The 25851-nt window shown below is 77.1% G+C and carries 20 protein-coding genes and 1 pseudogene; 17 read left to right on the top strand and 4 right to left on the bottom strand.

The window, feature by feature from the left end; translation table 11 throughout:
* Positions 1-325 precede the first annotated feature (325 nt).
* From cobN to cobA, 13 genes and pseudogenes are all read left to right on the top strand, one after another.
* Positions 326-4015, top strand: a complete 3690-nt coding sequence (gene cobN / locus ACFOYX_RS03150; RefSeq protein ID WP_322441933.1) for a cobaltochelatase subunit CobN — start codon at positions 326-328, stop codon at positions 4013-4015.
* Between the two features lie 29 nt (positions 4016-4044).
* Positions 4045-6291: pseudogene (locus tag ACFOYX_RS03145) on the top strand (VWA domain-containing protein); the annotation flags it as partial.
* Between the two features lie 107 nt (positions 6292-6398).
* Positions 6399-7010, top strand: coding sequence for a cob(I)yrinic acid a,c-diamide adenosyltransferase (gene cobO, locus ACFOYX_RS03140; RefSeq protein WP_322441932.1), 612 nt, complete (start codon positions 6399-6401; stop codon positions 7008-7010).
* A gap of 14 nt (positions 7011-7024) precedes the next feature.
* Complete coding sequence (locus ACFOYX_RS03135; protein WP_377533816.1) at positions 7025-8404, top strand: cobyrinate a,c-diamide synthase; 1380 nt, start codon at positions 7025-7027, stop codon at positions 8402-8404.
* Between the two features lie 74 nt (positions 8405-8478).
* The gene (cobI, locus tag ACFOYX_RS03130) at positions 8479-9219 is read left to right on the top strand and encodes a precorrin-2 C(20)-methyltransferase (protein ID WP_322441977.1); all 741 of its coding nucleotides are present in this window, start codon (positions 8479-8481) and stop codon (positions 9217-9219) included.
* Positions 9216-10067, top strand: a complete 852-nt coding sequence (cobM, locus tag ACFOYX_RS03125; RefSeq protein ID WP_322441931.1) for a precorrin-4 C(11)-methyltransferase — start codon at positions 9216-9218, stop codon at positions 10065-10067. Before cobI ends, cobM begins: the two co-directional genes overlap by 4 nt.
* Positions 10064-11209, top strand: coding sequence for a cobalt-precorrin-5B (C(1))-methyltransferase (locus tag ACFOYX_RS03120; RefSeq protein ID WP_322441930.1), 1146 nt, complete (start codon positions 10064-10066; stop codon positions 11207-11209). The genes cobM and ACFOYX_RS03120 overlap by 4 nt, the downstream gene beginning before the upstream one ends.
* Positions 11206-12495 (top strand): precorrin-6y C5,15-methyltransferase (decarboxylating) subunit CbiE, encoded by a 1290-nt coding sequence (gene cbiE, locus ACFOYX_RS03115; protein ID WP_322441929.1) that lies wholly within the window; start codon positions 11206-11208, stop codon positions 12493-12495. Before ACFOYX_RS03120 ends, cbiE begins: the two co-directional genes overlap by 4 nt.
* A gap of 164 nt (positions 12496-12659) precedes the next feature.
* The gene (gene cobJ / locus ACFOYX_RS03110; RefSeq protein ID WP_322441976.1) at positions 12660-14456 is read left to right on the top strand and encodes a precorrin-3B C(17)-methyltransferase; all 1797 of its coding nucleotides are present in this window, start codon (positions 12660-12662) and stop codon (positions 14454-14456) included.
* Positions 14453-14695, top strand: a complete 243-nt coding sequence (locus tag ACFOYX_RS03105) for a DUF362 domain-containing protein (protein ID WP_109800325.1) — start codon at positions 14453-14455, stop codon at positions 14693-14695. Before cobJ ends, ACFOYX_RS03105 begins: the two co-directional genes overlap by 4 nt.
* Positions 14692-15765 carry a HoxN/HupN/NixA family nickel/cobalt transporter gene (locus ACFOYX_RS03100; RefSeq protein WP_322441928.1) on the top strand — a complete coding sequence of 358 codons (1074 nt, stop codon included), beginning with the start codon at positions 14692-14694 and terminating at the stop codon, positions 15763-15765. Before ACFOYX_RS03105 ends, ACFOYX_RS03100 begins: the two co-directional genes overlap by 4 nt.
* 47 nt (positions 15766-15812) lie before the next feature.
* On the top strand, positions 15813-16409 hold the full coding sequence (locus ACFOYX_RS03095) for a precorrin-8X methylmutase (protein WP_322441927.1): 597 nt from the start codon (positions 15813-15815) through the stop codon (positions 16407-16409).
* Positions 16406-18085 (top strand): uroporphyrinogen-III C-methyltransferase, encoded by a 1680-nt coding sequence (cobA, locus tag ACFOYX_RS03090; protein ID WP_322441926.1) that lies wholly within the window; start codon positions 16406-16408, stop codon positions 18083-18085. Before ACFOYX_RS03095 ends, cobA begins: the two co-directional genes overlap by 4 nt.
* Positions 18086-18191: 106 nt before the next feature.
* On the opposite strand, the gene crcB is transcribed toward cobA, so the two are convergent.
* The 3 genes from crcB to ACFOYX_RS03075 form a co-directional block, all read right to left on the bottom strand.
* Positions 18192-18554: a fluoride efflux transporter CrcB gene (gene crcB, locus ACFOYX_RS03085; protein WP_377533783.1), complete on the bottom strand. Its 363-nt coding sequence runs from the start codon at positions 18552-18554 to the stop codon at positions 18192-18194.
* Positions 18551-19024 carry a CrcB family protein gene (locus ACFOYX_RS03080; RefSeq protein ID WP_377533781.1) on the bottom strand — a complete coding sequence of 158 codons (474 nt, stop codon included), beginning with the start codon at positions 19022-19024 and terminating at the stop codon, positions 18551-18553. Before ACFOYX_RS03080 ends, crcB begins: the two co-directional genes overlap by 4 nt.
* Before the next feature lie 133 nt (positions 19025-19157).
* Complete coding sequence (locus ACFOYX_RS03075) at positions 19158-20381, bottom strand: MFS transporter (protein WP_322441924.1); 1224 nt, start codon at positions 20379-20381, stop codon at positions 19158-19160.
* Positions 20382-20531: 150 nt separating this feature from the next.
* Here ACFOYX_RS03075 and ACFOYX_RS03070 point away from each other — a divergent pair, with 150 nt between their 5' ends.
* From ACFOYX_RS03070 to ACFOYX_RS03055, 4 genes are all read left to right on the top strand, one after another.
* Positions 20532-20981, top strand: a complete 450-nt coding sequence (locus tag ACFOYX_RS03070; protein WP_322441923.1) for a MarR family transcriptional regulator — start codon at positions 20532-20534, stop codon at positions 20979-20981.
* A 119-nt stretch (positions 20982-21100) separates the two neighbouring features.
* Positions 21101-22408: a phenylacetate--CoA ligase PaaK gene (paaK, locus tag ACFOYX_RS03065; RefSeq protein WP_322441922.1), complete on the top strand. Its 1308-nt coding sequence runs from the start codon at positions 21101-21103 to the stop codon at positions 22406-22408.
* Between the two features lie 37 nt (positions 22409-22445).
* Complete coding sequence (gene paaI / locus ACFOYX_RS03060; protein ID WP_231929860.1) at positions 22446-22829, top strand: hydroxyphenylacetyl-CoA thioesterase PaaI; 384 nt, start codon at positions 22446-22448, stop codon at positions 22827-22829.
* Between the two features lie 74 nt (positions 22830-22903).
* Positions 22904-23470, top strand: a complete 567-nt coding sequence (locus ACFOYX_RS03055; protein WP_322441921.1) for a dienelactone hydrolase family protein — start codon at positions 22904-22906, stop codon at positions 23468-23470.
* A gap of 28 nt (positions 23471-23498) precedes the next feature.
* On the opposite strand, the gene ACFOYX_RS03050 is transcribed toward ACFOYX_RS03055, so the two are convergent.
* A complete protein-coding gene (locus tag ACFOYX_RS03050; protein WP_322441920.1) occupies positions 23499-25760 on the bottom strand; it encodes an AAA family ATPase in 2262 nt (753 codons plus the stop codon).
* Between the last annotated feature and the right edge of the window lie 91 nt (positions 25761-25851).

Here is a 25851-nt window from a genome sequence, read left to right as displayed (position 1 = left end):
ACCCGAGGAGGACCCGATGCACGGCTGCTCCGCCATCGACGATGATCGTCGCATCCGGCCGGCGCGCACCGACGCGCCGACGACCGATCACCCCGCACCGCGTTCCGGTCGCGCCCCCGTGCGCCCGGCCCGCCGCGCCGCCGCCCGCCTGACCCGGCCCGGCGCCGCCGCTTTCCGCTGAGGTTCCCTCCCGTCCGGTCCGCCGCCGGCCGCGTCCGCGTAGCCACGCGTCGCGGGTGAGCCGGCCGGCGGGCGGCTGAACCCGCGCCCACCCCTGCCCGTCGGCGGTCGACCCGCCCCCGGGCGTCACTCTCCGGAGCTGTCCGTGCTCATCCTGCTGCTCTCCACCGCCGACACCGACCTGCTGGCCGCCCGCGCCAGCGGCGCGGACTACCGGCTGGCCAACCCCGCCCGGGTCGCCGCCGACGCCGTGCCCGCGCTGCTCGACGGCGCCGACCTGGCCGTGGTACGCCTGCTCGGTGGCCGGCAGGCGTGGCCGGACGGGCTGGCGGCCGTCCTCGCCTCCGGCGTGCCGACCGTGGTGCTCGGCGGGGAGACGCTGCCCGACGCCGAGCTGATGGCGGCCTCCACCGTGGCCGCCGGGGTGGCCACCGAAGCGCTGGCGTACCTGGTCGAGGGCGGCGCGGACAACCTGGCCCAGCTGGCCCGGTTCCTCTCCGACACGGTCCTGCTCACCGGCGAGGGCTTCGCCCCGCCCGCGCCCACCCCGCCGTACGGCATCCTCGGCGACCCCGCCCACGACGGCGGCCGGGCCACGGATGGCGACGGGCGGCCGACGGTCGGGATCGTGTTCTACCGGGCGCACGCCCTGGCCGGGAACACCGCCTTCGTCGAGACCCTGGCCGGCGCGGTCGCGGCGGCCGGCGGGCGCCCGCTGCCGATCTTCTGCGGCTCGCTGCGCGGGCTCACCCCCGGCGCCGGACCGCTCGACCTCTTCGCCCGCTGCGACGCGCTCGTCGTGACGGTGCTCGCCGCCGGCGGGACGGTCGCCGCCGACGCCTCCGGCGGGGGCGACGAGGACGCCTGGGACGTCGGCGCGCTCGCCGCCCTCGACGTACCGGTCATCCAGGCGCTCTGCCTGACCAGCACCCGCGAGCAGTGGGCCGCCGGCGACGCCGGACTCTCCCCGTTGGACGCCGCGATGCAGGTGGCCATCCCCGAGTTCGACGGGCGGATCATCACCGTGCCGTTCTCGTTCAAGCGGATCGACGCCGACGGGCTCTCGGTCTACGAACCCGATCCGGAGCGGGCCGCCCGGGTCGCCGGCATCGCGGTGCGCCAGGCCCGGCTGCGGCACGTGCCGAACGCCGACAAGCGGGTCGCCGTGGTGCTCAGCTCCTACCCGACGAAGCACTCCCGGGTCGGCAACGCCGTCGGCCTGGACACCCCCGCCTCGGCGGTACGCCTGCTCGCCGCCCTCGCCGACGCCGGCTACCGGCTCGGCGGCGCGCCCGTACCCGACGACGGGGACGCGCTGATCCACGCCCTCATCGCGGCCGGCGGGCACGACGTCGAATGGCTCACCCCGGAGCAGCTCGCCGCCGCCGAGGCCCGGGTGCCCGGGGAGACCTACCGGCGCTGGTTCGACGCGGTGCCGTCCTCGCTGCGCGAGCGGATGCGGGAACACTGGGGAGAGCCGCCCGGCCGGCTCTACACCGACGGCGGGGACGTCGTCCTGGCCGGGCTGCGCTTCGGCAACGTGGTGCTGGTGATCCAGCCGCCGCGCGGCTTCGGGGAGAACCCGATCGCCATCTACCACGACCCCGACCTGCCGCCCAGCCACCACTACCTGGCCGCGTACCGGTGGCTGGCCGCGCCGGTCGCCGACGGCGGCTTCGGCGCGGACGCGGTGGTGCACCTCGGCAAGCACGGCACCCTGGAATGGCTGCCCGGCAAGGGGCTCGGGCTGGCCGCCGGCTGCGCCCCCGACGCCGTCCTCGGCGACCTGCCGCTGGTGTACCCGTTCATCGTCAACGACCCCGGCGAGGGCACCCAGGCCAAGCGCCGCGCCCACGCCGTCGTCGTCGACCACCTGGTGCCGCCGATGGCGCGCGCCGAGACGTACGGGGAGCTGGCCAAGCTCGAACAGCTCCTCGACGAGTACGCCACCGTGCAGGCCCTCGACCCGGCCAAGGCCCCCACCGTGCAGGCGCAGATCTGGGACCTGGTCCGCGCCGCCGAGCTGCACCACGACCTGCACACCGAGCGGATGCCCGACGCCGCGGACTTCGACGACTTCGTGCTGCACCTCGACGGGTACCTCTGCGAGGTCAAGGACGTGCAGATCCGCGACGGGCTGCACGTCCTCGCCCAGGCGCCCACCGGCGAGGCCCGGGTCAACCTGGTCCTCGCCGTGCTCCGCGCCCCGCAGGTGTGGGGTGGCGCGCGCGCCCTGCCCGGCCTGCGGCAGGCCCTCGCCGCGAGCGTCGGCCTGGACGAGCAGGCCCTGCTCGCCGCGCCCGGAACCCGGGTCGGCCTGCCCGAGGCGCTGACCGACGTGGTGGACGGCCCCGCCGCCACCGCCGCCGACGCGGTCGACCTGATCGAGGCCCTGGCCCGCCGCCTGGTCGTCGGCATGGAGACCCTCGGCTGGGACGCCGGCAAGGTCGACGCCGTCGTCCAGGAGGTCACCGGGCGGACGATCCCCGACGCCGCCGACGTGCTGCGCTTCGCCGCCCGCGAGGTGGTGCCCCGCCTCGACCGGACCACCGACGAGATCGACCGGGTGCTCGGCGCGCTCGACGGCCGCTTCGTCCCGCCCGGCCCGTCCGGCTCGCCCACCCGCGGCCTGGTAAACGTGCTCCCCACCGGCCGGAACTTCTACTCCGTGGACCCGAAGGCGATCCCCAGCCGCAACGCCTGGGACGTCGGGGTGGCGCTCGCCGACTCACTGCTCGCCCGGCACTTCGCCGACACCGGGGCGTACCCCCGCTCGGTCGGGCTCACCGTCTGGGGCACCAGCGCCATGCGTACCCAGGGCGACGACATCGCCGAGATCCTCGCCCTGCTCGGCTGCCGGCCCACCTGGGACGACCGGTCCCGCCGGGTCACCGGCGTCGAGGTGGTGCCGCTGGCCGAACTCGGCCGGCCCCGCGTCGACGTGACGGTCCGCATCTCCGGCTTCTTCCGGGACGCCTTCCCACACGTCGTCGCGCTCATCGACGACGCGGTGCGGCGGGTCGCCGCGCTGGACGAGCCCGAGGACGACAACTACGTCCGGGCGCACGTCGCCGCCGACGTGGCCGAGCACGGCGACGAGCGGCGGGCCACCGCCCGGATCTTCGGCTCCAAGCCCGGGGCGTACGGGGCGGGACTGCTGCCGCTGATCGACGCCCGGAACTGGCGTACCGACGCCGACCTGGCCGAGGTGTACGCCGTCTGGGGCGGCTACGCCTACGGCCACGGGCTGGACGGGCGGGAGGCGCGCGCCGACATGGAACGCTCCTTCGCCCGGATCGCCGTCGCCGTGAAGAACCAGGACACCCGCGAACACGACATCGTCGACTCCGACGACTACTTCCAGTACCACGGCGGGATGGTGGCGACCGTCCGCCACCTCACCGGGGTCGCGCCGGCCGCGTACGTGGGGGACTCGGCGATGCCGCACGACGTGCGGACCCGCACCCTCGGTGAGGAGACCCGGCGGGTGTTCCGCGCCCGGGTGGTCAATCCGAAGTGGATCGCCGCGATGCGCCGGCACGGCTACAAGGGCGCCTTCGAGCTGGCCGCCACCGTGGACTACCTGTTCGGCTACGACGCCACGGCCGGCGTCGTCGACGACTGGATGTACGCGCGGCTCGCCGAGGCGTACCTGTTCGACCCCGACACCCGGGAGTTCCTGGAGCGGTCCAACCCGTGGGCGCTGCGCGGGATCACCGAACGCCTGCTGGAGGCCGCCGAGCGGGGGATGTGGGCCGAGCCCGACCCGGCCACCCTCGACCGGCTCCGCGAGACGTACCTGGCCAGCGAGGGCGACCTGGAGGAGCGACAGTGACCGGCTACCCGTTCAGCGCGGTGCTCGGCATGGACGAGATGCGGCTCGCCCTGCTGCTCAACGCGGTCAACCCGGCCATCGGCGGGGTGCTCGTCCGGGGCGAGAAGGGCACCGCCAAGTCCACCGCCGTCCGGGCCCTCGCCACGCTGCTGCCCCCGGTGGACCGGGTGGCCGGCTGCCGCTTCGGCTGCGACCCGGCCGGGCCCGACCCGGCCTGCCCGGACGGCCCGCACCCGGCCGGCGGCCCCGCCGAGAGCCGCGCGGCTCGCCTGGTCGAACTGCCGGTCGGCGCCGCCGAGGACCGGGTGGTCGGCGCGCTCGACCTGGAGCGGGCCCTCGCCGAGGGGGTACGCGCCTTCGAACCCGGCCTGCTCGCCGCCGCCCACCGTGGCGTGCTCTACGTCGACGAGGTGAACCTGCTCCACGACCACCTGGTCGACCTGCTCCTCGACGCCGCGGCGATGGGGCGCTGCCACGTCGAGCGGGAGGGCGTCTCGGTCAGCCACGCCGCCCGGTTCCTGCTGGTCGGCACGATGAACCCGGAGGAGGGGGAGCTGCGCCCGCAGCTGCTCGACCGGTTCGGGCTCACCGTCGAGGTGGCCGCGAGCCGCGACCCCGCCGTCCGGGTCGAGGTGGTCCGCCGCCGGCTCGCCGCCGACGCCGAGCCGGCCGGCTTCGCCGCCCGCTGGGCGGAGGCCGACGCGGCGGTGGCCCGGCGGGTCGTCGCCGCCCGCGACCGGCTGGACCGGGTACGCCTGCCCGACCCCGCGCTGCGGCAGATCGCCGAGGTCTGCGCCGCGTTCGACGTCGACGGCATGCGCGCCGACATCGTCACCGCCCGGACCGCCGTCGCGCACGCCGCCTGGCAGGGCCGGGAGCGGGTGACCGTCGACGACGTCCGGGTCGCCGCCCGCCTGGCCCTGCCGCACCGGCGCCGGCGCGACCCCTTCGACACCCCGGGTCTGGACGAGAAGCGCCTCGACGAGGCGCTGCAGCGGGCCCGGGACGAGCACCCCGACGACGACCCGCCGGACGGCGACCCGACCGACGGGCCCGGGCCTGACGGCGGCCCTGGCGGGCCCGGGCCGGACGGCGGACCCAGCGGCGGCGGGCCCGGCGAAGGCGTCGACGGTGGCGACCGGGCGGGTGCCGACGAGGGGCACGGTTCCGCGGGCCACGGCGGGACCGACCGGCACGGGCCGTCCGGGGACCAGCGCCCGCCGGCACCCGCCGGCGCCGATGACCCCGTGGACCACGCCGACGCCGACGCGCCGGTCGACGGAGAACGGGGGAACGGCGACGACGGCCGGTCACCCGCCCGTGGCGACGGGGCGGCGTACGGCGACGACAGCTGGCCGGGCCGGCTCGGTGACCGGTCCTTCGGGGACCCCGACGGTGGACCGGACGGCCGGCCGGGCAGCCGCGGGCGGCGCGGCGACGCCCAAGGCGACCCGACCGGGGACCGGGCCGGCACGGCGGCGCAGCCGGTGGCCGTACCCCGAGGGGGCCTGAAGGCCCGGCTGCTCACCGCCCCCGGGATCGGCGACGGCGTGCCCGGCCGGCGGTCCCGGGCCCGGACCGGGCGGGGCCGGACCACCGGCGCGCGGGTGCCCCTCGGGCGGCCCGGAGCGCTGCACCTGCCGGCGACCCTGCGCGCCGCCGCCCCGCATCAGGCCGCCCGGGGCCGGGCGGCCGGGCCGCTCCGGCTGCGCCCGCACGACCTGCGCGAGGCCGTCCGGGAGGGCCGCGAGGGAAACCTCGTCCTCTTCGTGGTCGACGCCAGCGGCTCGATGGGCGCGCGGCAGCGGATGACCGCCGTCAAGGACGCGGTGCTCGCCCTGCTCACCGACGCCTACCAGCGCCGGGACAAGGTCGCGGTGATCGCCTTCCGGGGCGCCGGCGCGCGGACCCTGCTGCCCGCCACCTCCTCGGTGCTGGCCGCCTCGACCCGGCTGGCCGAACTGCCCACCGGTGGGCGTACCCCCCTCGCGGAGGGCCTGCTCGCGGCGGCCGACCTGCTGCGGGTGGAGCGGCTCCGCGACCCGAAGCGCCGCCCCCTCGTCCTCGTCGTCACCGACGGCCGGGCCACCGCCGGACACCGCCCGCTCGACCGGGCCGCCCGCGCGGCGGCCGCGCTCGCCGCCACCGGCGCGCCCTGCGTCGTCGTCGACTGTGAGACCGGCCCCGTCCGCCTCCACCTGGCCCGCCGCCTGGCCACCCACCTGTCCGCCGCCCACCACCCCCTCGACGCCCTCACCCTCGCCACCCTCACCACCCCGCCGCGATCTTGCACTTCGCGCCCCGGCGGATCGGACGAAAGCGCCGATATCAGGGGCACAAACCGCAAGATCGCGGGGAGTCGACCCGACAGGAGCGTTGCCTGATGCCGCAGGGGAAGCCTTCCTTCGTACCCGCCGACGGGTTGAGCACGCGGCAGCGGCGCCACCGGCCGCTGACCATCGTCCACACCGGACAGATGAAGGGGAAGTCGACCGCCGCGTTCGGGCTGGCGCTGCGGGCCTGGACGGCCGGGCTGCCGATCGGGGTGTTCCAGTTCGTCAAGAGCGCCAAGTGGCGGGTGGGGGAGGAGAACGCCTTCCGCGCCCTCGGCGAGGTGCACGAGCGCACCGGCCAGGGCGCCCCGGTGGCCTGGCACAAGATGGGCGAGGGCTGGTCCTGGATCCAGCGCGGCGGCGCGGCCGACCACGCCGCCGACGCCCTGGAGGGCTGGCGGCAGATCCAGCGCGACCTGGCCGCGCAACGCCACGGCCTGTACGTGCTCGACGAGTTCACCTACCCGATGAAGTGGGGCTGGGTGGACGTCGACGAGGTGGTCGAGACGCTGCGCAGCCGCCCCGGCTTCCAGCACGTCGTCATCACCGGCCGGGACGCCGACCCGCGGCTGGTCGAGGCCGCCGACCTGGTCGCCGAGCTGACCAAGATCAAGCACCCGATGGACGCCGGCCAGAAGGGCCAGCAGGGGATCGAGTGGTGACCGGGGCCTGGGCGCTGCCGCGGCCGGCGGTCACCGCACCGGCCGGCGCATGGGCGCTGCCCCGGCTGGTCGTGGCTGCGCCGGCCAGCGGGCACGGCAAGACGACCGTCGCCACCGGACTGCTCGCCGCGCTCCGCCACCGCGGCCTCACCGTCAGCCCGCACAAGGTCGGCCCCGACTACATCGACCCCGGCTACCACGCCCTCGCCGCCGGCCGGCCCGGCCGCAACCTCGACCCCTGGCTGGTCGGCGAGGAGCGGATCGCGCCGCTGCTGCGGCACGGCGCCAACGTCCCCACCCCCGCCGACATCGCCGTGGTCGAGGGGGTGATGGGGCTGCACGACGGCGCGGTCGGCCGCGGCGCGTACGCCTCCACCGCGCACGTCGCCCGGCTGATCGACGCGCCCGTGCTGCTGGTCCTCGACACCACCGCGCAGGGCCGCAGCGCCGCCGCGCTGGTGCTCGGCATGCGCGCCTTCGACCTCGCCGTGCGGATCGGCGGAGTCATCCTCAACCGGGTCGGCTCGCCCCGGCACGAGACCCTGCTCCGCGACGCGCTCGCCGAGGTGGAGGTGCCGGTGCTGGGGGCGGTCACCCGGGCCGCCGAGGTGACCGCGCCGTCGCGGCACCTCGGGCTGGTGCCGGTCGCCGAACGGGCCCCCGAGTCCCGCGCCGTCGTCGCCGCGCTCGCCGACCTGGTGGAGTCCACCGTGGACCTCGACGCGGTGCTGGACCTGGCCCGGACCGCCCCGCCGCTGACCGTCCCGGCCTGGGACCCGGCCGGCGCCGTCGGCGGCCCCGCCGGCACCGCCCGCCCGGTCGTCGCGGTCGCCGGTGGTCCGGCCTTCACCTTCTCCTACGCCGAGACCACCGAACTGCTCACCGCGGCCGGCGCGGACGTGGTGACCGTCGACCCGCTGCGCGACCCGGCGCTGCCGGCCGGCACCCGGGCCGTGGTGGTCGGCGGTGGTTTCCCCGAGGTGCACGCCGAGGCGCTCGCCGCCAACGCCGGGCTCCGCGCCGACCTGGCCGGCTTCGACGGCCCGGTCGTCGCCGAGTGCGCCGGGCTGCTCTACCTCGGCAAGGCCCTCGACGGGGTGCCGATGTGCGGGCGGCTCGACCACACCGCCCGGATGACCGGCCGGCTCACCCTCGGCTACCGCGACGCCGTCGCCGGCACCGACTCCCCGGTCCACCACGCCGGCGACCCGGTACGCGGCCACGAGTTCCACCGCACCGTCACCGACCCCGGCCACGGCGAGCGGCCCGCCTGGCGCTGGGACGGCGCCGCGCACGGCTTCGTCGCCGGCCGGGTGCACGCCTCCTACCTGCACACCCACTGGGCGGGCCACCCGCAGGCCACCCGCCGGCTGGTCGAGGCGGCGAGCCGGTGAGCGCGCGCGATGGACAGCGGCCGGCCGTCGAGGCCTCGGGGACCCGTTCCCACGCCCGACCGGCCGGCGCCGGAGTGCTCACCGGGGTCGGCGTCGGGCCGGGGGATCCGGAGCTGCTGACCCTCAAGGCGGTCCGGGTGCTGCGCGAGGCGGACATGGTGTTCGTACCGGTGCTGGACCGGTCGGCCGCCGACGGCGACGCGCCCCCGGGTCGCGCCGAGGCCACGGTGGCCGCGCACGTGGCCACGGACCGGTTGCGCCGGCTGCCGTTCGCCCTCGACGACCGGGGCGGGATCACCGCCCGCCGGGAGCGGGCCTGGGACGACGCCGCCCGGGCGGTGGCCGCCGCCTTCGACGCGGGCTCCCGGTCGGTCGCGTTCGCCACCATCGGCGACCCGAACGTCTACTCCACCTTCGGCTACCTCGCCCACGGCGTGCGCGCGCTGCGCCCGACCGTCGAGGTCCGCACCGTGCCCGGCGTCACCGCCATGCAGGAGCTGGCCGCCCGCAGCGGCGTCCCGCTCTGCGAGGGCCGGGAGCCGCTGACCCTGCTGCCGGCCACCGCCGGACTCGTGCCGGTCGCCGACGCCCTCGCCGGCCCCGGCACCGTGGTCGTCTACAAGGGCTGGCGCCGCCACCCCGAACTGGTCGACGAGCTGCGCCGGCAGGACCGGCTCGACGATGCCGTGCTCGGCCGGGCGCTCGGCCTGCCCGACGAGCGGATCGGGCCGGTCGACGAGGACGCCGACGACCTGCCGTACCTGTCGACGCTGCTGGTCCCGGCCCGCCGGGACCGCCGGGGAGGAAAACTGTGACCGCCACCGGAAAGGTGTGGTTCGTCGGGGCCGGCCCCGGCGCCGCCGACCTGCTCACCCTGCGCGCCGCCCGGGTCATCGCCGAGGCCGACGTGGTCGTCTGGGCGGCCAGCCTGGTCCACGCCGACGTCCTCGCCCACGCCCGCCCGGACGCCGAGATCGTCGACTCCTCCCAGCTGCCCATCGAGGGGGTGCTGCCGCTCTACCGGCGGGCCGCCGAACACGGGCTGACCGTGGCCCGGATCCACTCCGGCGACCCCGCGCTCTGGGGCGCGGTGCAGGAGCAGCTCGACCTGTGCCGGGCCCTCGGCCTGGCCGTGGAGATCGTGCCCGGGGTGTCCTCGTTCACCGCCGTGGCGGCGATCGTCGGCCGGGAGCTGACCATCCCCGAGGTGGCCCAGTCGGTGATCCTCACCCGCCTCGAAGGCGGCAAGACCCCGATGCCGCCGGGAGAGCGGGTCCGCGAGTTCGCCCGGCACGGCACCACCATGGCGCTCTTCCTCTCCGCCGCCCGCTCCGGGCAGGCGCAGGCCGAACTGCTCGCCGGCGGCTACCCGGCCGACACCCCGGTCGTGGTCGCGTACCAGGCGACCTGGCCCGACGAGCTGGTGGTCCGCTGCTCGCTGGGCCAGCTGGAGGCGACCGTCAAGGAGCACAAGCTCTGGAAGCACACCCTCTTCCTGGTCGGCCCGGCGCTCGCCGCCGGCGGTACCCGCTCGCACCTCTATCACCCCGGGCATTTCCACACCTTCCGCCGGGCCGAACCCGCCGCCCGCGCCGAGCTGCGCCGCGCCCGCGCCGGCCAGGCCGGCGCCGTCGACCCCGCCGGGCACGACGGACGCCCATGACGTACGTCGAACCGCCGCTGCGCGAGCCGGACCTGCCGCGGACCGCGAAGGTCCGTCCCACCGCGCTGCGCACCGGCTGGACCACCGGAGCGTGCGCCACCGCCGCGGCCAAGGCGGCGGTGACCGCCCTGGTCACCGGGGTGCCGCAGCAGGCGGTGGAGATCGGCCTGCCCGCCGGCCGGCGGGTCACCTTCGCGGTGGCCCGCTGCGACGTGGAGCCGCGCCGGCGGGCCGAGGCGGTGGTGGTCAAGGACGCCGGGGACGACCCGGACGTCACCCACGGCGCGGAGCTGACCGCCACCGTGGACTGGCGGGACGCTCCGGGGTTGCGCCTGGACGGCGGTCCCGGCGTCGGCACGGTCACCAAGCCGGGGCTCGGGCTGGAGGTCGGCGGGCCGGCCATCAACGAGACCCCGCGCCGCATGATCGGGCAGGCCGTGGCCGAGGTGGTCGACCTGACCGAGGTGGGCGTGCGGGTGGTGATCAGCGTGCCGCGCGGCGAGATCATGGCGCGGAAGACCACCAACCGGCGGCTCGGCATCCTCGGCGGCATCTCCATCCTCGGCACCACCGGGATCGTCCGCCCCTTCTCCACCGCCTCCTGGCGGGCCAGCGTGGTGCAGGCGGTGCACGTGATGGCCGCGCAGGGGGAGCGGACCGTGGTGCTCTGCACCGGTGGGCGTACCGAGCGGGCCGCCCGGGCGCTCCTGCCGGAGCTGCCCGAGGTCTGCTTCGTCGAGGTCGGCGACTTCACCGGGGCCGCCGTCACCGCCGCCGTCGGCGACGGCATGACCGGGGTGGTCTTCGTCGGCATGGCGGGCAAGCTGGCCAAGCTGGCCGCCGGCATCCTGATGACCCACTACACCCGGTCCAAGGTGGACCTCTCCCTGCTCGGCGCGGTGACGGCCGAGGCCGGCGGGGACGCCGACCTGGTCGCGGCGGTCGCCGCGGCGAACACCGGGCGGCACGCGTACGAGCTGTGGGAGGCGGCCGGCCTGCTGACCCCCGCCGGAGACCTGCTCTGCCGCCGGGTTCGCCAGGTCCTGCTCCGCTTCGCCGGGCACGCCGTCCAGGTCGACGTGGCCATGGTGGACTTCGCCGGTTCCCGGATCGTCGCCTCCTCCGGCCGGTGGGCCGCATGACCACCCCGCCGCCCGCCGCCGGGGCGCTGGTGACCGTGGTGGGGATCGACGCCGCCGGGCGGCCGGCGCACCCGGGGCTGGCCGAGGCGCTGGCCGGTGCCGGGCTGGTGGTCGGCGCGGCCCGGCACCTCGCCGCCGTACCGCTGCCGCCCGGCTGCGCCACCGTCGCCCTCGGCCCGCTCACCCCCGCGCTGGACCGGCTCCGCGCCGCCGTCGCCGCCGGCACCCCCGCCATCGTGCTGGCCAGCGGGGACCCCGGGTTCTTCGGCATCGTCCGGCGGCTGCGGGCGGCCGGCCTGCCGCTGCGGGTGCTGCCCGCGGTCTCCAGCGTCGCCGCCGTGTTCGCCCGGGCCGGACTGCCCTGGGACGGCGCGGCGGTGGTCACCGCGCACGGCCGTGATCTGAGGCCCGCGCTCAACGCCTGCCGGGCGCTGCCCGCCGTCGCGGTGCTCACCGCGCCCGGCGCCGGGGCGACCGAGCTCGGCGCGGGCCTGGTCGGTTGGCCGCGCCGCCTGCTCGTGGGCGAGCACCTGGGTACGCCCGACGAGCGGGTCACCTGGACCACGCCCGAGGAGGCCGCCGGGCGGGCCTGGGCCGACCCGCATGTCCTGCTCAGCCTCACCGACCCGCCGGCCCGCGACCCGCTGCCCGGGCCGGCGGCCGCCGCACTCCGAACCGGGGAAGCCGGCGTGCCCGTCTTCGGGGCGATGCGCGCCGACAACCAGCCGGCCGCCGCGCCGACCGGCGGGTGGGCGCTGCCCGAGTCCGCGTACGCGCACCGCGCCTCGATGATCACCAAAGCCGAGGTGCGCGCCCTCGTGGTGGCCCGGCTGCGGCCCCGACTCGGCCGGCTGATCTGGGACGTCGGGGCCGGCAGCGGCTCGGTCGGCATCGAGTGCGCCCTGCTCGGGGCGGCCGTCGTCGCCGTCGAGCGCGACCCGGCCGCCCCGGTCCGGGCCAACGCGGCGCGGCACCGCGTCGACGTCCGCGTGGTGACCGGCGGCGCGCCGGCCGTCCTGGCCGGACTGCCCGCCCCGGACGCCGTCTTCGTCGGCGGGGGCGGCACCGACGTGCTCGCCGCCGTCGCGGCTCGCCACCCGGAGCGGGTGGTGGTCACCCTCGCCGCGCTGGACCGGGTCGCGCCGGCCGTCCACCTGCTCCGCGCCGCCGGCTACGCCGTCGAGGGCAGCCAACTCGCCGCCGCCCGCCTCGCCGACCTGCCCGGCGGGTCGATCCGGCTCGCCGCCACCAACCCCGTCGTCGTCCTCACCGGAGAGCGCCCGTGACGTCCGCCCTGACCCCCCACCTCGGCACCGGCCCGGGAGGCCCCGCGCGCCACTCCCCGGACGGCGCCGCCACCGACGCGACGACCCGTCACCCGCTGGGCACCCGCTCCGGGGACCCGGTCGCCTCGCCGCCGGGGCGCGGCGCGAGCGGTGGTCCGGCCACCATCGGGCTGGTCGCGGCCACCGCCGCCGGCCGCCGGCGTGCCCGCACCCTCGCCGCCGCCTGGCCGCACGCCCGTCCCGTCGAGGGGGCGACCGTCGCCGACGCGCTGCGCGCCGCCTGGACCGGCTGTGACGCGGTGGTGGCCTTCCTGGCCACCGGGGCGGTGGTCCGCGTCCTCGCACCGCTGCTCGGCGACAAGCGCACCGACCCGGCCGTGGTGGTGGTCGACGAGGCGGCCCGGCACGCGATCGCCCTGCTCGGCGGCCACGCCGGCGGCGCGAACGCCCTCGCCGCCGAGGTCGCCGCGCTGCTCGACGCCCGGCCGGTGGTCAGCACCGCCACCGACGCGACCGGCCTGCCCGGGCTGGACACGCTCGGCTGGCCGGTCGAGGGGGCGGTGGCCGCGGTGACCCGCGCCATCCTCGACGGCGAACCGGTCCGGCTCGTCGCCGACGCCACCTGGCCGCTGCCCGCGCTTCCGGAGAACGTCCACCTCGCCCCGCCGCATCTGCCCGCGATGACCGGACCCACGTCGGCTGGCCCCGCGTCCGCCGCTCCCGCGCCGGCATCTACCGGTACCGGACCGGTCGTGCCCACGCCGCCCGGGGACGACCAGCCGGGCGGGGACGACCAAGGCTGGCGGCTGCTGGTCACCGACCGGATCGTGCCGTTGGACGGGCGGACCGCCGTGCTGCGCCCGCCGTCGCTGGTCGCCGGGATCGGCTCCAGCCGGGGCGCGCCCGCCGTCGAGGTGACCGACCTGCTGCACCGGGCCCTCGCCGACGCCGGCCTCAGCCCGGCCAGCCTGCGCTGCCTGGCCAGCGTCGACCTGAAGGCCGACGAGGCGGGCATCGTGGCGACCGCCGACGCGGTCGGCGTACCCCTGGAGACCTGGCCGGTCGCGGAGCTGGCGGCGGTGGACGTGCCGCATCCCAGCGAGGTGGTCCGGGCCGCGGTCGGCACCCCCAGCGTCGCGGAGGCCGCCGCGCTGCGCGGCGGCGGCACCCTGCTGGTGCCGAAGACCGCCTCGGCGATGGCCACCGTCGCGGTCGCCCGGCACGCTCCGCGCGGCCGGCTGGCGATCGTCGGCCTCGGCCCCGGCGCGGCCGACCTGCGCACCCCGCGCGCGGTGGCCGAGCTGCGCCGGGCCGCCGTGGTCGTCGGCCTCGACCAGTACGTCGACCAGGTCCGCGACCTGCTCCGGCCCGGCACCCGGGTGCTGGCCAGCGGGCTCGGGGCGGAGGAGGAACGGGCCCGGGCCGCGGTCGCCGAGGCCGCCGCCGGGCACGCCGTCGCGCTGGTCGGTTCCGGCGACGCCGGGGTGTACGCGATGGCCAGCCCCGCCCTCGACCACGCCGACGAGCGGATCGACGTGGTCGGCGTGCCCGGGGTGACCGCCGCCCTCGCCGCGTCCGCGCTGCTCGGTGCGCCGCTCGGCCACGACCACGCCTACCTGAGCCTGTCCGACCTGCACACCCCGTGGGAGGTCATCGCGCGCCGGGTCGCCGCCGCCGCCGAGGGGGACTTCGTGGCGCTGCTCTACAACCCGCGCAGCCGGGCCCGGGACTGGCAGCTCGGCGCGGCCCTGCGGACCTTCGCCGCGCACCGCCCGCCGCACACCCCCGTCGGCGTGGTGCGCAACGCCAGCCGGCCCGGCGAGCGGGTGCACCTGGCCACCCTGGCCACCCTCGACCCGGCGCTGGTCGACATGTACAGCGTGGTCGTCGTCGGCAGCTCGCAGACCCGGATCGTGGCCGGCCGGATGGTCACGCCCCGCGGCTACCGGTGGCACCCGTGACCGCCGGCCCGCCGCCGGCCCCGCCCGCGCCCGTCGGCGCCGGGCGGACCGCGCCGGTGACCGTCGACGCCTGCCAGGGCTGCGGCGCCTGCCTGCTGACCTGCCCCGAGCACGCCCTGCGCCCGGTGCCCGGCGGCCTGACCGTCCGCGCCGACCGGTGCACCGGCTGCCTGGAATGCCTGGAGATCTGCCCCGTGGACGCCATCCGCGTCAACCCCGAGAACCGAGGAGAACGATGACCCAGACCACCTTCGCCCCGCCCACCGGCCGGTGGAGCCGAGCCGAGCGGGTACGCCTCGGCGGCATCGTCTGCGCCGTCGCCATGCTGCACGTCGTCGGCGTCAGCCTGTACCTGTACTGGAACCACCAGCCGGTGGCGGCCGGCGGGCTGGCCGGCGCCGGCACCCTGGCGTACCTGCTGGGGGTGCGGCACGCCTTCGACGCCGATCACATCGCCGCGATCGACGACACCACCCGGCTGATGCTGCTGCGCGGCCGGCGGCCGGTCGGCGTCGGCTTCTTCTTCGCCCTCGGGCACAGCGCCGTGGTGCTGCTGCTCGCCCTGGTGATCGGCCTCGCCTCGGCGCACTTCACCGGCACCGGGCTGACCCGGATCCGCGAGGTCGGCGCGACGATCGCCGTGGTCGCCGCCACGCTGTTCCTGGCGCTCGTCGCCGTGCTCAACGCCGTGGTGCTGACCGGGCTGGTCCGGCTCTGGCGGCGGCTGCGCGGCGGGGCGCTGGACGAGTCCGAGCTGGACCTGCTGCTGCTCAACCGGGGGCTGCTGCACCGGGTGCTCGGCGCCCGCGCCCGGACGCTGGTCCGCTCCTCGTGGCACATGGCCCCGGTCGGATTCCTCTTCGGCCTCGGCCTGGAAACGGCCAGCGAGGTGACCCTGCTGGCGCTCTCCGCCAGCACCGCGGCGGCCGGTGGCCTGCCGGTGCTGGCCCTGCTCACCCTGCCGCTCCTCTTCGCCGCCGGAATGTCCGCCATGGACACCGCGGACAGCCTGCTGATGAGCCGCGCCTACTCGTGGGCGTACCGGCAGCCGGCCCGGCGGCTCTGGTACAACCTGGCCACCACCGGGATGACCGTGCTGGTCGGCGGCCTGGTCGCCAGCGTCTACCTGGCCGCGCTGCTCACCGACCGCTTCGGCGTCACCGCGCTCGCCGGGTACGCCTCGATCGCCGACCACTTCGAGCAGCTCGGCTACGCGGTGGTGGCGCTGTTCGCGCTGGCCTGGGGCGGCGCGATCGTGGTGTGGCGGCTGCGCGGCTTCGACCGCCGGTACGGGCAGGCGGGCTCGTGAGCGCGAGGAGCGAGCCGGGTTTGCGAGCCCCGCAGTCGCGAACTGAGGTGGCACCGACTCGCGTCGTGCACCCCATCGAGCAGGAGTCCTACCGCATCCTGCGGTCCCGGGTCGACCTGACCCACTTGCCGCCGCTGACCCGGGCGGTCACCGAGCGGGTGGTGCACGCCAGCGCCGACCTCGACTACGTCACGGGCCTGGTCTGCGACGAGGCCGCCCTCGCGGCCGGGCTGGCCGCGCTGCGGGCCGGCGCGCCGGTCGTCACCGACGTCTGGATGGTCGCCGCCGGCATCACCGGCCGGGACGTCGTCTGCCCGCTCGCCGAGCCGGCCGTCGCCGTACTGGCCCGGCAGACCGGCCTGACCCGCTCGGCCGCGGCGGTGCGGATCGCGCACCACCGGGTCGGGCCCGGCGCGGTCTGGGTGGTCGGCTGCGCGCCGACCGCGCTGGTCGAGTTGATCGCCCTCGACGCGGCGCCCGCGCTGGTCGTCGGGCTGCCGGTGGGCTTCGTCGGCGCCACCGAGTCGAAGGAGGCGCTGCGGGCCAGCGGCCTGCCCGCGGTGTCCAACGTGGGCGAGAAGGGCGGCTCCGCGGTCGCCGCCGCCGCCCTCAACGCCCTGTTGTACCTGAAGGAGACGCCGTGACCCCGGACCGCACCCCGCTGCTGATCGTCGGGCACGGCACCCGCAGTGCCCCCGGCGTGGCCCAGTTCGCCGCCCTGGTCGACCGGATCCGCCGCCGGGGCGTCGTCGACGACGTCGAGGGCGGCTTCATCGAGCTGTCCCGGCCGCCGCTGACCGACGCGGTCGGCGCGCTGGTCGGGCGGGGACACCGGAACCTGGTGGCGCTGCCGCTGGTGCTCGCCGCCGCCGGCCACGGCAAGGGCGACATTCCCGCCGCGCTGGCCCGGGAGAAGCAGCGCCACCCCGGCCTGTGGTACGCCTACGGCCGGCCGCTCGGGCCGCACCCGCTGCTGCACGAGATCCTCGCCGCGCGGATCGACGCCGTGCTCGACGGCGACGACCGGGCCGGCACCGGGATCGCGCTGATCGGGCGCGGGTCCACCGATCCGGACGCCAACGCCGAGGTCGCCAAGGTGGCCCGGCTGCTCTGGGAGGGGCGCGGCTACGCCGGCGTCGAGCCCGGGTTCATCTCGCTCGCCGAGCCGTCCGTGCCGGCCGTGCTGGAGCGGCTGCGCCGGCTCGGCGCCCGGCGGATCGTGGTCGCCCCGTACTTCCTCTTCGCCGGGGTGCTGCCGGACCGGATCGTCGCGCAGTCCGACGCGTACGCCGCCGACCATCCGGAGCTGGACGTGCGGGTGGCCGACCTGATCGGCGACTGCGACGCGCTGGCCGACCTGGTGCAAGAGCGGCACGCCGAGGCGCTGCGCGGGGACATCCGGATGAACTGCGACACCTGCGCGTACCGGGTGGCGCTGCCCGGGTTCGCCGACAAGGTGGGCCGGCCGCAGACCCCGCACCACCACCCCGACGACCCGGCCGGCGGCCACGGTCACCACCACCATGACCACCACCACCACTACCCGGGGCTGCGCCCGGGCCAGGTCGCCATCGTCGGCGGCGGGCCCGGCCCCGACGACCTGATCACCGTACGGGGGAGGGCGCTGCTGGACGCCGCGGACGTGGTGGTGACCGACCGGCTCGCCCCGACCGGCCTGCTGTCCGGGCTGCGCCCCGAGGTGCTGGTGGTGGACGCGGCGAAGGTGCCGCGCGGGCCGTCGGTGGGGCAGGACACCATCAACGACACCCTCGTCGCGCACGCCCGCGCCGGCAGACGGGTGGTCCGGCTCAAGGGCGGCGACCCGTACGTCTTCGGCCGTGGCCACGAGGAGGTCCAGGCCTGCGCGGCGGCCGGGGTGGAGACCGTGCTGGTGCCGGGGGTGAGCAGCGCGCTCGCCGCTCCGGCGCTGGCCGGCGTGCCGGTCACCCACCGGGGGGTGGCGCACGACGTCACCGTGGTCTCCGGCCACCTGCCGCCCGGTCACCCGGACTCGTTGGTGGACTGGCCGGCGCTGGCCCGGGCCAGGGGGACGGTGGTGCTGCTGATGGCCGTGGACACCGTCGCGAAGATCGCGGCCGTGCTGATCGAGCACGGCCGGGACCCAGGGGCACCGGTGCTGGCGGTGCAGGACGCCGGCCTCCCGGGCCAGCGGGCGCTGCCGAGCCGGCTCGACGAGGTCGGTGCGCTGACCGTCCGGGAGGGGGTCCGGCCACCGGCGGTCTTCGTGCTCGGCCCGGTGGTGGCGCTGCGCGCCCCGGCCCGGCAGCCGGCGGCCCGCGGTCAGCAGCCGCCCCGCTAGTGGTGGCCGGCCGACGACCCGGGGGCGGGTCCCGAGTAGCCGACGTCGGTGGCCGGCGGGCCGGGCGCGTGGCGCGTGGCCGGCCGGCCGGGCGCGTGGCGGCGGGTCAGCCGGTCAGCGCGTGGGCGAGGGCGTAGCCGAGCGAGGCGGCGCCCAGCCCGGCGACCACGCTGGCCAGGGCGTTGGCCACGGCGTGGAAGCGGGCGCCCTCCCGGGTCAGCCGCAGCGTCTCGTAGCTGAGCGTGGACCAGGTGGTCAGCGCGCCGCAGAACCCGGTGCCGACCAGCGCGGTCACCGCCGGCGCGGCCGGCACCGCAGCCACCGCGCCGAGCAGCAGCGACCCGGCCACGTTGACGGTCAGGGTCCCCCACGGGAACGGCGAGTCGTGCCGGGCCTGCACGGCCCGGTCGGTCAGGTAGCGCAGCGGCGCGCCGAGCGCCGCCCCGAGCGCGATCAGCAGGACGGTCACCGCGCCTCCCGCCGCGCCAGCAGGCGGGCGGCCGCCGCGTCCCCGACCTGGACGGCCAGCAGCGCGCCGACCAGCGTCGCCGCGAGGTACGCCAGCGCGATGCCGGCCGCGCCGGCGGTCACCGCCTGCTGCGCGTCGACGGCGTACGCGGAGAAGGTGGTGAAGCCGCCGAGCACCCCGACGCCGAGGAACGGCCGGACCAGCGGGTGGGCCGGTCGGGCCCCGAGCACCGCCATCAGCGCGCCGATCAGCAGGCAGCCGGCCAGGTTGATGCCGAAGGTGGCCCACGGGAAGCCGGTCGGCGGGTGCGGGAACGCGGCCTGGATGCCGGCCCGGGCCAGCGCCCCGAGCACGCCGCCGGCGGCGATGGCCCCGAGCACCGTCGCGGGGTGGGCGGTCAGCTCCGCCCGGTCGGCGGGTACGTGCAGGTCGACGTCCGGGTCGACGCGGAACTCGGGCGCTGGTGTCACGGTGCCTCCCCACCAGGACGGGCATCACTGGCAGGGACCGTTGGCGAGCGTGTCGCGGTTCTCCCGACGTCACCCGGGACGGCGGGCCCCACCGCCGCTTCTCGCCCCGAGGATAACCCGCGCCGGGTCCGGGTCAGGCCGCGGCGTCGACCAGTTCGACGGGGGCCGCCGGGCGGGCCGGCGCGCGTCGGGCCAGCCGCTCGGCGACCAGCAGCACGACCAGCCCGAGCAGGGTGAGGGCGGCACCGGCCCAGATGGGCGCGGTGTAGCCCAGCCCCGCGCTGATGGTGACCCCGCCGATCCAGGCCCCCAGGGCGTTGCCGACGTTGAAGGCGGCGATGTTCGCGCCGGAGGCGAGGGTGGGCGCCTGGTGGGCGTACTTCATGATCCGCATCTGCAGCGGCGGCACGGTGGCGAAACCGAACGCGCCCATCAGCAGCAGGGCGGCCACGGTCAGCACCGGGCTGGTGGCGGCCAGCGCGAAGCCGACCAGGACCACGGTGAGCACCGCCAGCACGGTGACCAGGGTGCGGGACAGCGACACGTCGGCCGCCCGCCCGCCGGCCAGGTTGCCCGCGAAGAGCCCCACCCCGAACAGCACCAGCAGCCACGGCACCGTCGCGGTGGCGAAGCCGCTCACCTCGGTCAGGGTGTACGCGATGTAGGTGAAGGCGCCGAACATGCCGCCGAAGCCGAGGATGGTGATCACCAGCGAGAACCACACCTGCCGGCGGGTGAAGGCGCGCAGCTCGCCGCGGAGCCCGCCGGCGGGCGCGGCGTCGGTGGCCGGTCCGCGACCGGGCACCAGCAGGGCCAGCCCGATCAGCGCCACCACACCGACGCCGGTGATCGCCCAGAAGGTGGCCCGCCAGCCGAGGTGCTGGCCGAGGAACGTGCCGAACGGCACGCCGAGCACATTCGCGGTGGTCAGGCCGGCGAACATCAGCGCGATCGCCCCGGCCCGCCGCGCCGGTGCGACCAGGCCGGCGGCCACCACCGCGCCGATGCCGAAGAACGCGCCGTGGCAGAGGGCGGCGACGATCCGGCCGGCCAGCATCGTGGCGTAGTCGCCGGCCAGGGCGGAGACCAGGTTGCCGGCGATGAAGAGCACCATCAGGCCGAGCAGGACGTTCTTGCGGCGCAGCCGGGTGACCGCGGCGGTGAGGGCCACCCCGCCGACGGCCACGCTGAGCGCGTAGCCGGAGATCAACCAGCCGGCGACCGACTCGGTGACCGCGAAGTCCGCCGCGACCTGGGGGAGCAGCCCCATGATCACGAACTCGGTCAGCCCGATGCCGAACGCCCCGATCGCGAGGGCGATCAGGCCGCCGGGCAGGGCGGAGGTGCGCTGAGACATGACGTCCCCATCCGTGTGTCGGAATTCGTGCCCAAGAAGACAAGCAGCGCGTGCAACTACCCGCGCTGGCAACGAAATCGTTGCACGCGCCTGCTATCGGCGCAAGCGTGCTAGCCTGAGAGGCGTCCACGTCACACCGGAGGGGGCGTCATGGGGATCGGCGACGACGCGGTCGAGATCCGCGCCCAGGGCTGGCGTACCCTCGCCGCCCTGCACGGCCTGATCGAGACGGCGCTGGAGCGCGCCCTCCAGGCCGAGCACGACCTCTCCGTCGTGGAGTACACGGTGCTGGACGCCCTGTCCCGGCAGGACGGCTGGCACATGCGGATGCGGCAGCTGGCCCGGGCCGCGGCGCTCTCCGGCAGCGCCACCACCCGCCTCGTCACCCGACTCGAGGACCGCGGCCTGCTGACCCGGATCCTCTGCGAGGACGACCGGCGCGGCATCTACACCGAACTGACCCCGGCCGGCTCCGAGCTGCTCGCCCGGGCCCGGCCCACCCACGACCGGGTGCTGGCGGACGCCCTGGCCGAGGGGGAGCGGACCCCCGAGCTGGCGCCGCTGGTGGACGCGCTGCACCGGCTGCCCGCCGCCCGCTGACCCGCGTCGCTCCCGGTGCGCGCCACCTGACCTGGCACCACGAGCCGGTACGGGCGTACGGTACGCAAAATCGCCCGGCGCCCGAGCGGCGTCGGGACACCGTCGCGCAGGAGGCAACCGTGCAGGACCGCACCCCTCGTCCAGAGGAGCTGGAGCCCGTGGAACGGGCCGGCGTCGACGAGCTGCGGGCGCTGCAACTGGACCGGCTGCGCCGGTCGTTGCGGCACGCGTACGACCACGTGCCGCACTACCGCCGGGCCTTCGAGGCGGCGGGCGTCCACCCCGACGACTGCCGGGAGCTGGCCGACCTGGCCCGCTTCCCGTTCACCGGCAAGGCCGACCTGCGGGAGAACTACCCGTTCGGCATGTTCGCCGTGCCCCGGGAGCGGATCGCCCGGCTGCACGCCTCGTCCGGCACCACCGGCCGGCCCACCGTCGTCGGGTACACGAAGGAGGACCTCGCCACCTGGGCCCGGCTGATGGCCCGGTCCATCCGGGCCGCCGGCGGCCGGCCCGGCGACCGGGTGCACGTGGCGTACGGCTACGGCCTGTTCACCGGCGGGCTCGGCGCCCACTACGGCGCCGAGGAGTTGGGCTGCACAGTCATCCCGGTCTCCGGCGGCATGACCGAGCGGCAGGTCATGCTGATCCGCGACTTCGAGCCGGACGTCATCATGGTCACCCCCAGCTACATGCTGGCCATCGTGGACGAGATGGAACGGCAGGGCGTCGACCCGAAGTCCACCTCGCTGCGGGTCGGCGTCTTCGGCGCCGAGCCGTGGACCGAGGACATGCGCCGCGAGATGGAGCAGCGGCTCGACATGCACGCGGTGGACATCTACGGGCTCTCCGAGGTGATGGGTCCCGGGGTGGCGGTCGAGTGCGTGGAGACCAAGGACGGCCTGCACCTGTGGGAGGACCACTTCTACCCGGAGATCATCGACCCGGTCACCGGCGCGGTGCTGCCCGACGGCGAGCAGGGCGAGCTGGTGCTCACCTCGCTGACCAGGGAGGCCATGCCGGTGGTCCGCTACCGCACCCGGGACCTCACCCGGCTGCTGCCCGGCACGGCCCGCACGATGCGCCGGATCGAGAAGATCACCGGGCGGACCGACGACATGATGATCGTGCGCGGGGTGAACGTCTTCCCCACCCAGATCGAGGAGCTGATCCTGCGTACCCCGGCGCTGTCGCCGCACTTCCAGTGCGTGCTCGACCGGCAGGGCCGGATGGACACGCTCACCGTCAAGGTGGAGCGCCGGACCGGGGTGGCCGCCGACGAGGCCGCCCGGGCCGGGGCGGCGCTGGTGGAGCAGGTCAAGAACACCATCGGGGTCAGCGTCGCGGTGCAGGTGATCGAGCCGGACGGGGTGGAACGGTCGATGGGCAAGATGCGCCGGATCGTGGACCAGCGGCGGGGGCGCTGACGTGGGGGAGCGGGGCGACCGTACGGCGGCCCACGAGATGTTCGACGCCGACGTGGCCTCCAAGGGGCTCGGCATCGAGCTGGTCTCCGCCGCCGACGGCGCGGCCGTGGCCCGGATGCGGGTCACCGCGGCGATGCTCAACGGCCACGCCATCGGCCACGGCGGCTTCGTCTTCCTGCTCGCCGACACCGCGTTCGCGCTGGCCTGCAACAGCCACGGGCCGGTGACCGTCGCCGCCGGCGGCGAGATCAGCTTCCTCCGCCCGGTCCGCGAGGGCGACCTGCTGGAGGCCCGGGCCACCGAACGCACCCGGTACGGCCGCAGCGGCATCTACGACGTGACGGTCTGGCGGGACGACGAGGTGGTCGCCGAGTTCCGCGGCCGCAGCCGGACCCTGGCGTCCCGCGCCGAGCCGGGCTGAGCGGCCGGCGGATCGTCGCCCGCCACCCGGCCCGGCGGCGCCGCGCCGTCGGAGAGCTGCGGCACGATGGCCGGATGGGACAGATCCTGCTCTTGCATTCCGTGTACGGGCTGCGCCCCGCGGTGCTCGCCGCCGCCGACCGGTTGCGTGCCGCCGGGCACCAGGTGGTCACCCCCGACCTGTACGGACTACCGGCCGCGAGCACCGTCGAGGACGGCTTCGCCCTGCTCGACAAGGTCGGCCGGGACACCGTGCTCGACCGGGCCCGCGCCGCAGCGGCGGACCTGCCGGCGGAGACGGTGCTGGCCGGCTTCTCGATGGGCGCCGGGGTGGCCGGGGCGCTGCTCGCCGAGCGGCCCGCCGCGGCGGCCCTGCTCCTGCTGCACGGCACCGCGGGCGCGCCGGCGGCGGTGCGTCCGGGGCTGCCGGTGCAGCTGCACCTCGCCGACCCGGACGAGTACGACCCGCAGGACGAGGTGGACGAGTGGCAGCGGGCGATGACCGCCGCCGGGGCGGACCTGTCGGTGTACCGCTACCCGGGGCCCGGGCACCTCTACACCGACCCGGACGTGCCCGACCACGACCCGGTGGCCGCCGAGCGCACCTGGGCACGCGCGCTGGCGTTCCTCGCCGGCCGCTGACCCGCTCCCGGACGCCTCCGCCGCTGGCTCAGGCGGCGGCGCGGAGGATCGGTCCGGCCGCGGCGGGCCCGGTTCGACGGCGCCGGACCGTGGCGTCGGACAGCCTGACCGGGGACCCGACCGGTACGGACGGCGCCGCGTTCCCGACCGGGGCGACCGGCCGTCGCCGACGGCTCGACGGTGCCGGCCGCGGTGATCCGACGAGCGGGACGACCGTGCCCGGCCGTCCCGTGGTGGACCCCGCCGCCGGTGGCCCGACGGTCGCCAGGCCGGGCGGGGTCCCGCCGCCCGCCGCCCGGACCGGGGTGGACGAGGCCGGTCGGAGTCGGTGGACCGGCACGGGCGGGATGATCTCGGCATGCCCCCCGGCCGCGCCGATCCCCGCCCGTGCCGGTCCGGTCCGGTCCGGCGTGACCGCGCCGGAGTCGGTGGTCCGCTCGCGCCGCGCGGGCCGGGAGCGGGTGCCGGCGAGCGGTGTCCGTCGGGGCATGACCTCGACCGGGTGCCGCGGCTGACGGCCCCGCGCCGGCTGTGCGGGCTCGGCGAACCCGAGCCGCGCCCCGGCCCGCCGGGCGAACTCCGCCCGGACCGCGCGGGTGAGCCGGTGCCGCGCCACCTGCGCCACCGCCGGCTCGGCCACCGCGTACCCGTCGCGGGCCGGCCGCCGCAGCAGACCGCGCGCGACCAGGCCACGCAGCACCGGCCCGGCCCGGCCCGGCGCCCAGCCGAGCAGCCGCTCGACGGCGCCGGCCGCGAAGCGGGCGCCGAGCGCGGCGCCGGCCATCAGCACCGCCCGGTGGTCGCCGTCCAGCCGGTCCAGCCGGGGGTCGACGATCCGGCGGACCGGGTCGGGCACCGGCCCGGCCGGCGCGCCGCCGTCCTCGTCGAGCGCCCGCACGTACGCCGCGGCGACGGCCGGGTTCCCGCCGACCAGCGGCAGCAGGTCCCGGGCCAGCGCGGCGGGCCGGCCGGCCCCGCCGAGCAGGTGTCGCAGCAGCCGTCCGGTGTCGACGGTGCCGAGCGGGGGCAGCGGCACCCGGCGACGCCGGTCGCCCGCGCCGGGCACCAGGTCGGCCCAGCCGGAACCGTGGGTGGCGACCACCGCCAGCCGCAGCCGCCGCTCGGTCGCCGCGGCGAAGAGCCGGTGCAGGAAGCGGTTCATCGCCGGCGCCGCCCGGTCCAGGTCGTCCACCGCGACCACCACCGGCCGCCCGGCGGCCAGCTCCAGCAGGACCAGCCGCCAGGCGTCGGCGCCCCGGTCCGCCGCACCGCTGTCCTCCGGCGCGGCGACCAGCTCCGCCAGCGCGTACGCCGCGGGACCCCGGGCGGCCGGCGGGAGCAGCCCGTCGAGCGCCGCGGCCAACCGCCGGCGTACGGTCGCGGGCAGGTCGCCATCGCGCACCCCGGCGAACCCGCGGACCATGTCGGCCAGCGGCGCCAGACCCCCCTGGGCGTACGGCGGGCAGTGCGCGACGCACCAGCGCACCGGCGTTCCGTCCACCGTCGACACCGCCCGGGCCAGCTCGTGCAGCAGGCGGCTGCGCCCGCTGCCGGCCGGGCCGGCCAGCGAGATCCAGCGGGGCCGGCGGTCCCGGACCGCCCGGGTGATCTCGTCGCCCGCGGTGGCCAACTCCCGGCGCCGGCCGACCAGTGGGCCGTGGTGCGGGGCGGGACGGGTTCGGCTCGTCCCGGTCACCCGCCAGACGTCCAGCGGCAGCGCCTTGCCGGCGACCGTCATGGACGCCAGCGGCCGCTGCTCCAGCAGCCCGGCGGTGGCCCGCCGGGTGGCGGCGCAGACCACGACGGCCCCCGGCGGGGCGTACTCCTGCAGGCGGGCCGCGGTGGTGATCACCGCGCCGCTGGCCGTGCCGTGCCCGCCGTCGCGGGTGGCGGCGAGGTCCACCAGCACCTCGCCGGTGGCCACCCCGACCCGGACCCGCAGCCGGACGCCGGCCGGCGTCCGCCGGTCGACGGCCTGTTGGATCTCCAGCCCGGCCCGCACCGCCCGGTACGCGTCGAAGCCGTCGGAGGCGTGCGCGCCGAAGAGCGCCATCACCGCGTCGCCGATGTACTTCTCCACCACGCCGTTCCACCGGCGCAGCACCCCGGCCACGGTGTCGAAGTACACCCGTTGCAGGGCCCGCACGTCCTCCGGGTCGAGCCGTTCGGTCAGGCCGGTCGAGCCGACGATGTCGGCGAAGAGCACGCTGACCGTGCGCCTCTCCTCCGGCACCGGCCAGCGGGCCGAGCTGACGTGATCCCGACTTCCCACCGTCGTCGACATTGGCATCGCCTCCACCCTTCCCCCGCTCCGGTGCCTGATGACCTCCGGAGAGTTCCACCACCGGGTTCTCGGGGGATCGGCAGAACGACGTATGTCG

This window comes from Micromonospora sp. GCM10011541, from assembly GCF_042650725.1.
GTDB lineage: Bacteria > Actinomycetota > Actinomycetes > Mycobacteriales > Micromonosporaceae > Micromonospora > Micromonospora sicca.
This window is presented reverse-complemented; position numbering and strand designations above follow the sequence as displayed.

Bases quoted from the DNA above. Each gene is read 5' to 3' on its own strand.
- cobO (WP_322441932.1), top strand. From the start codon at position 6,399: ATGCCGCAGGGGAAGCCTTCCTTCGTACCCGCCGACGGGTTGAGCACG.
- ACFOYX_RS03120 (WP_322441930.1), top strand. From the start codon at position 10,064: ATGACGTACGTCGAACCGCCGCTGCGCGAGCCGGACCTGCCGCGGACC.
- cbiE (WP_322441929.1), top strand. From the start codon at position 11,206: ATGACCACCCCGCCGCCCGCCGCCGGGGCGCTGGTGACCGTGGTGGGG.
- ACFOYX_RS03100 (WP_322441928.1), top strand. From the start codon at position 14,692: ATGACCCAGACCACCTTCGCCCCGCCCACCGGCCGGTGGAGCCGAGCC.
- ACFOYX_RS03075 (WP_322441924.1), bottom strand. From the start codon at position 20,381: ATGTCTCAGCGCACCTCCGCCCTGCCCGGCGGCCTGATCGCCCTCGCG.
- ACFOYX_RS03070 (WP_322441923.1), top strand. From the start codon at position 20,532: ATGGGGATCGGCGACGACGCGGTCGAGATCCGCGCCCAGGGCTGGCGT.
- paaI (WP_231929860.1), top strand. From the start codon at position 22,446: ATGTTCGACGCCGACGTGGCCTCCAAGGGGCTCGGCATCGAGCTGGTC.
- ACFOYX_RS03055 (WP_322441921.1), top strand. From the start codon at position 22,904: ATGGGACAGATCCTGCTCTTGCATTCCGTGTACGGGCTGCGCCCCGCG.
- ACFOYX_RS03050 (WP_322441920.1), bottom strand. From the start codon at position 25,760: ATGCCAATGTCGACGACGGTGGGAAGTCGGGATCACGTCAGCTCGGCC.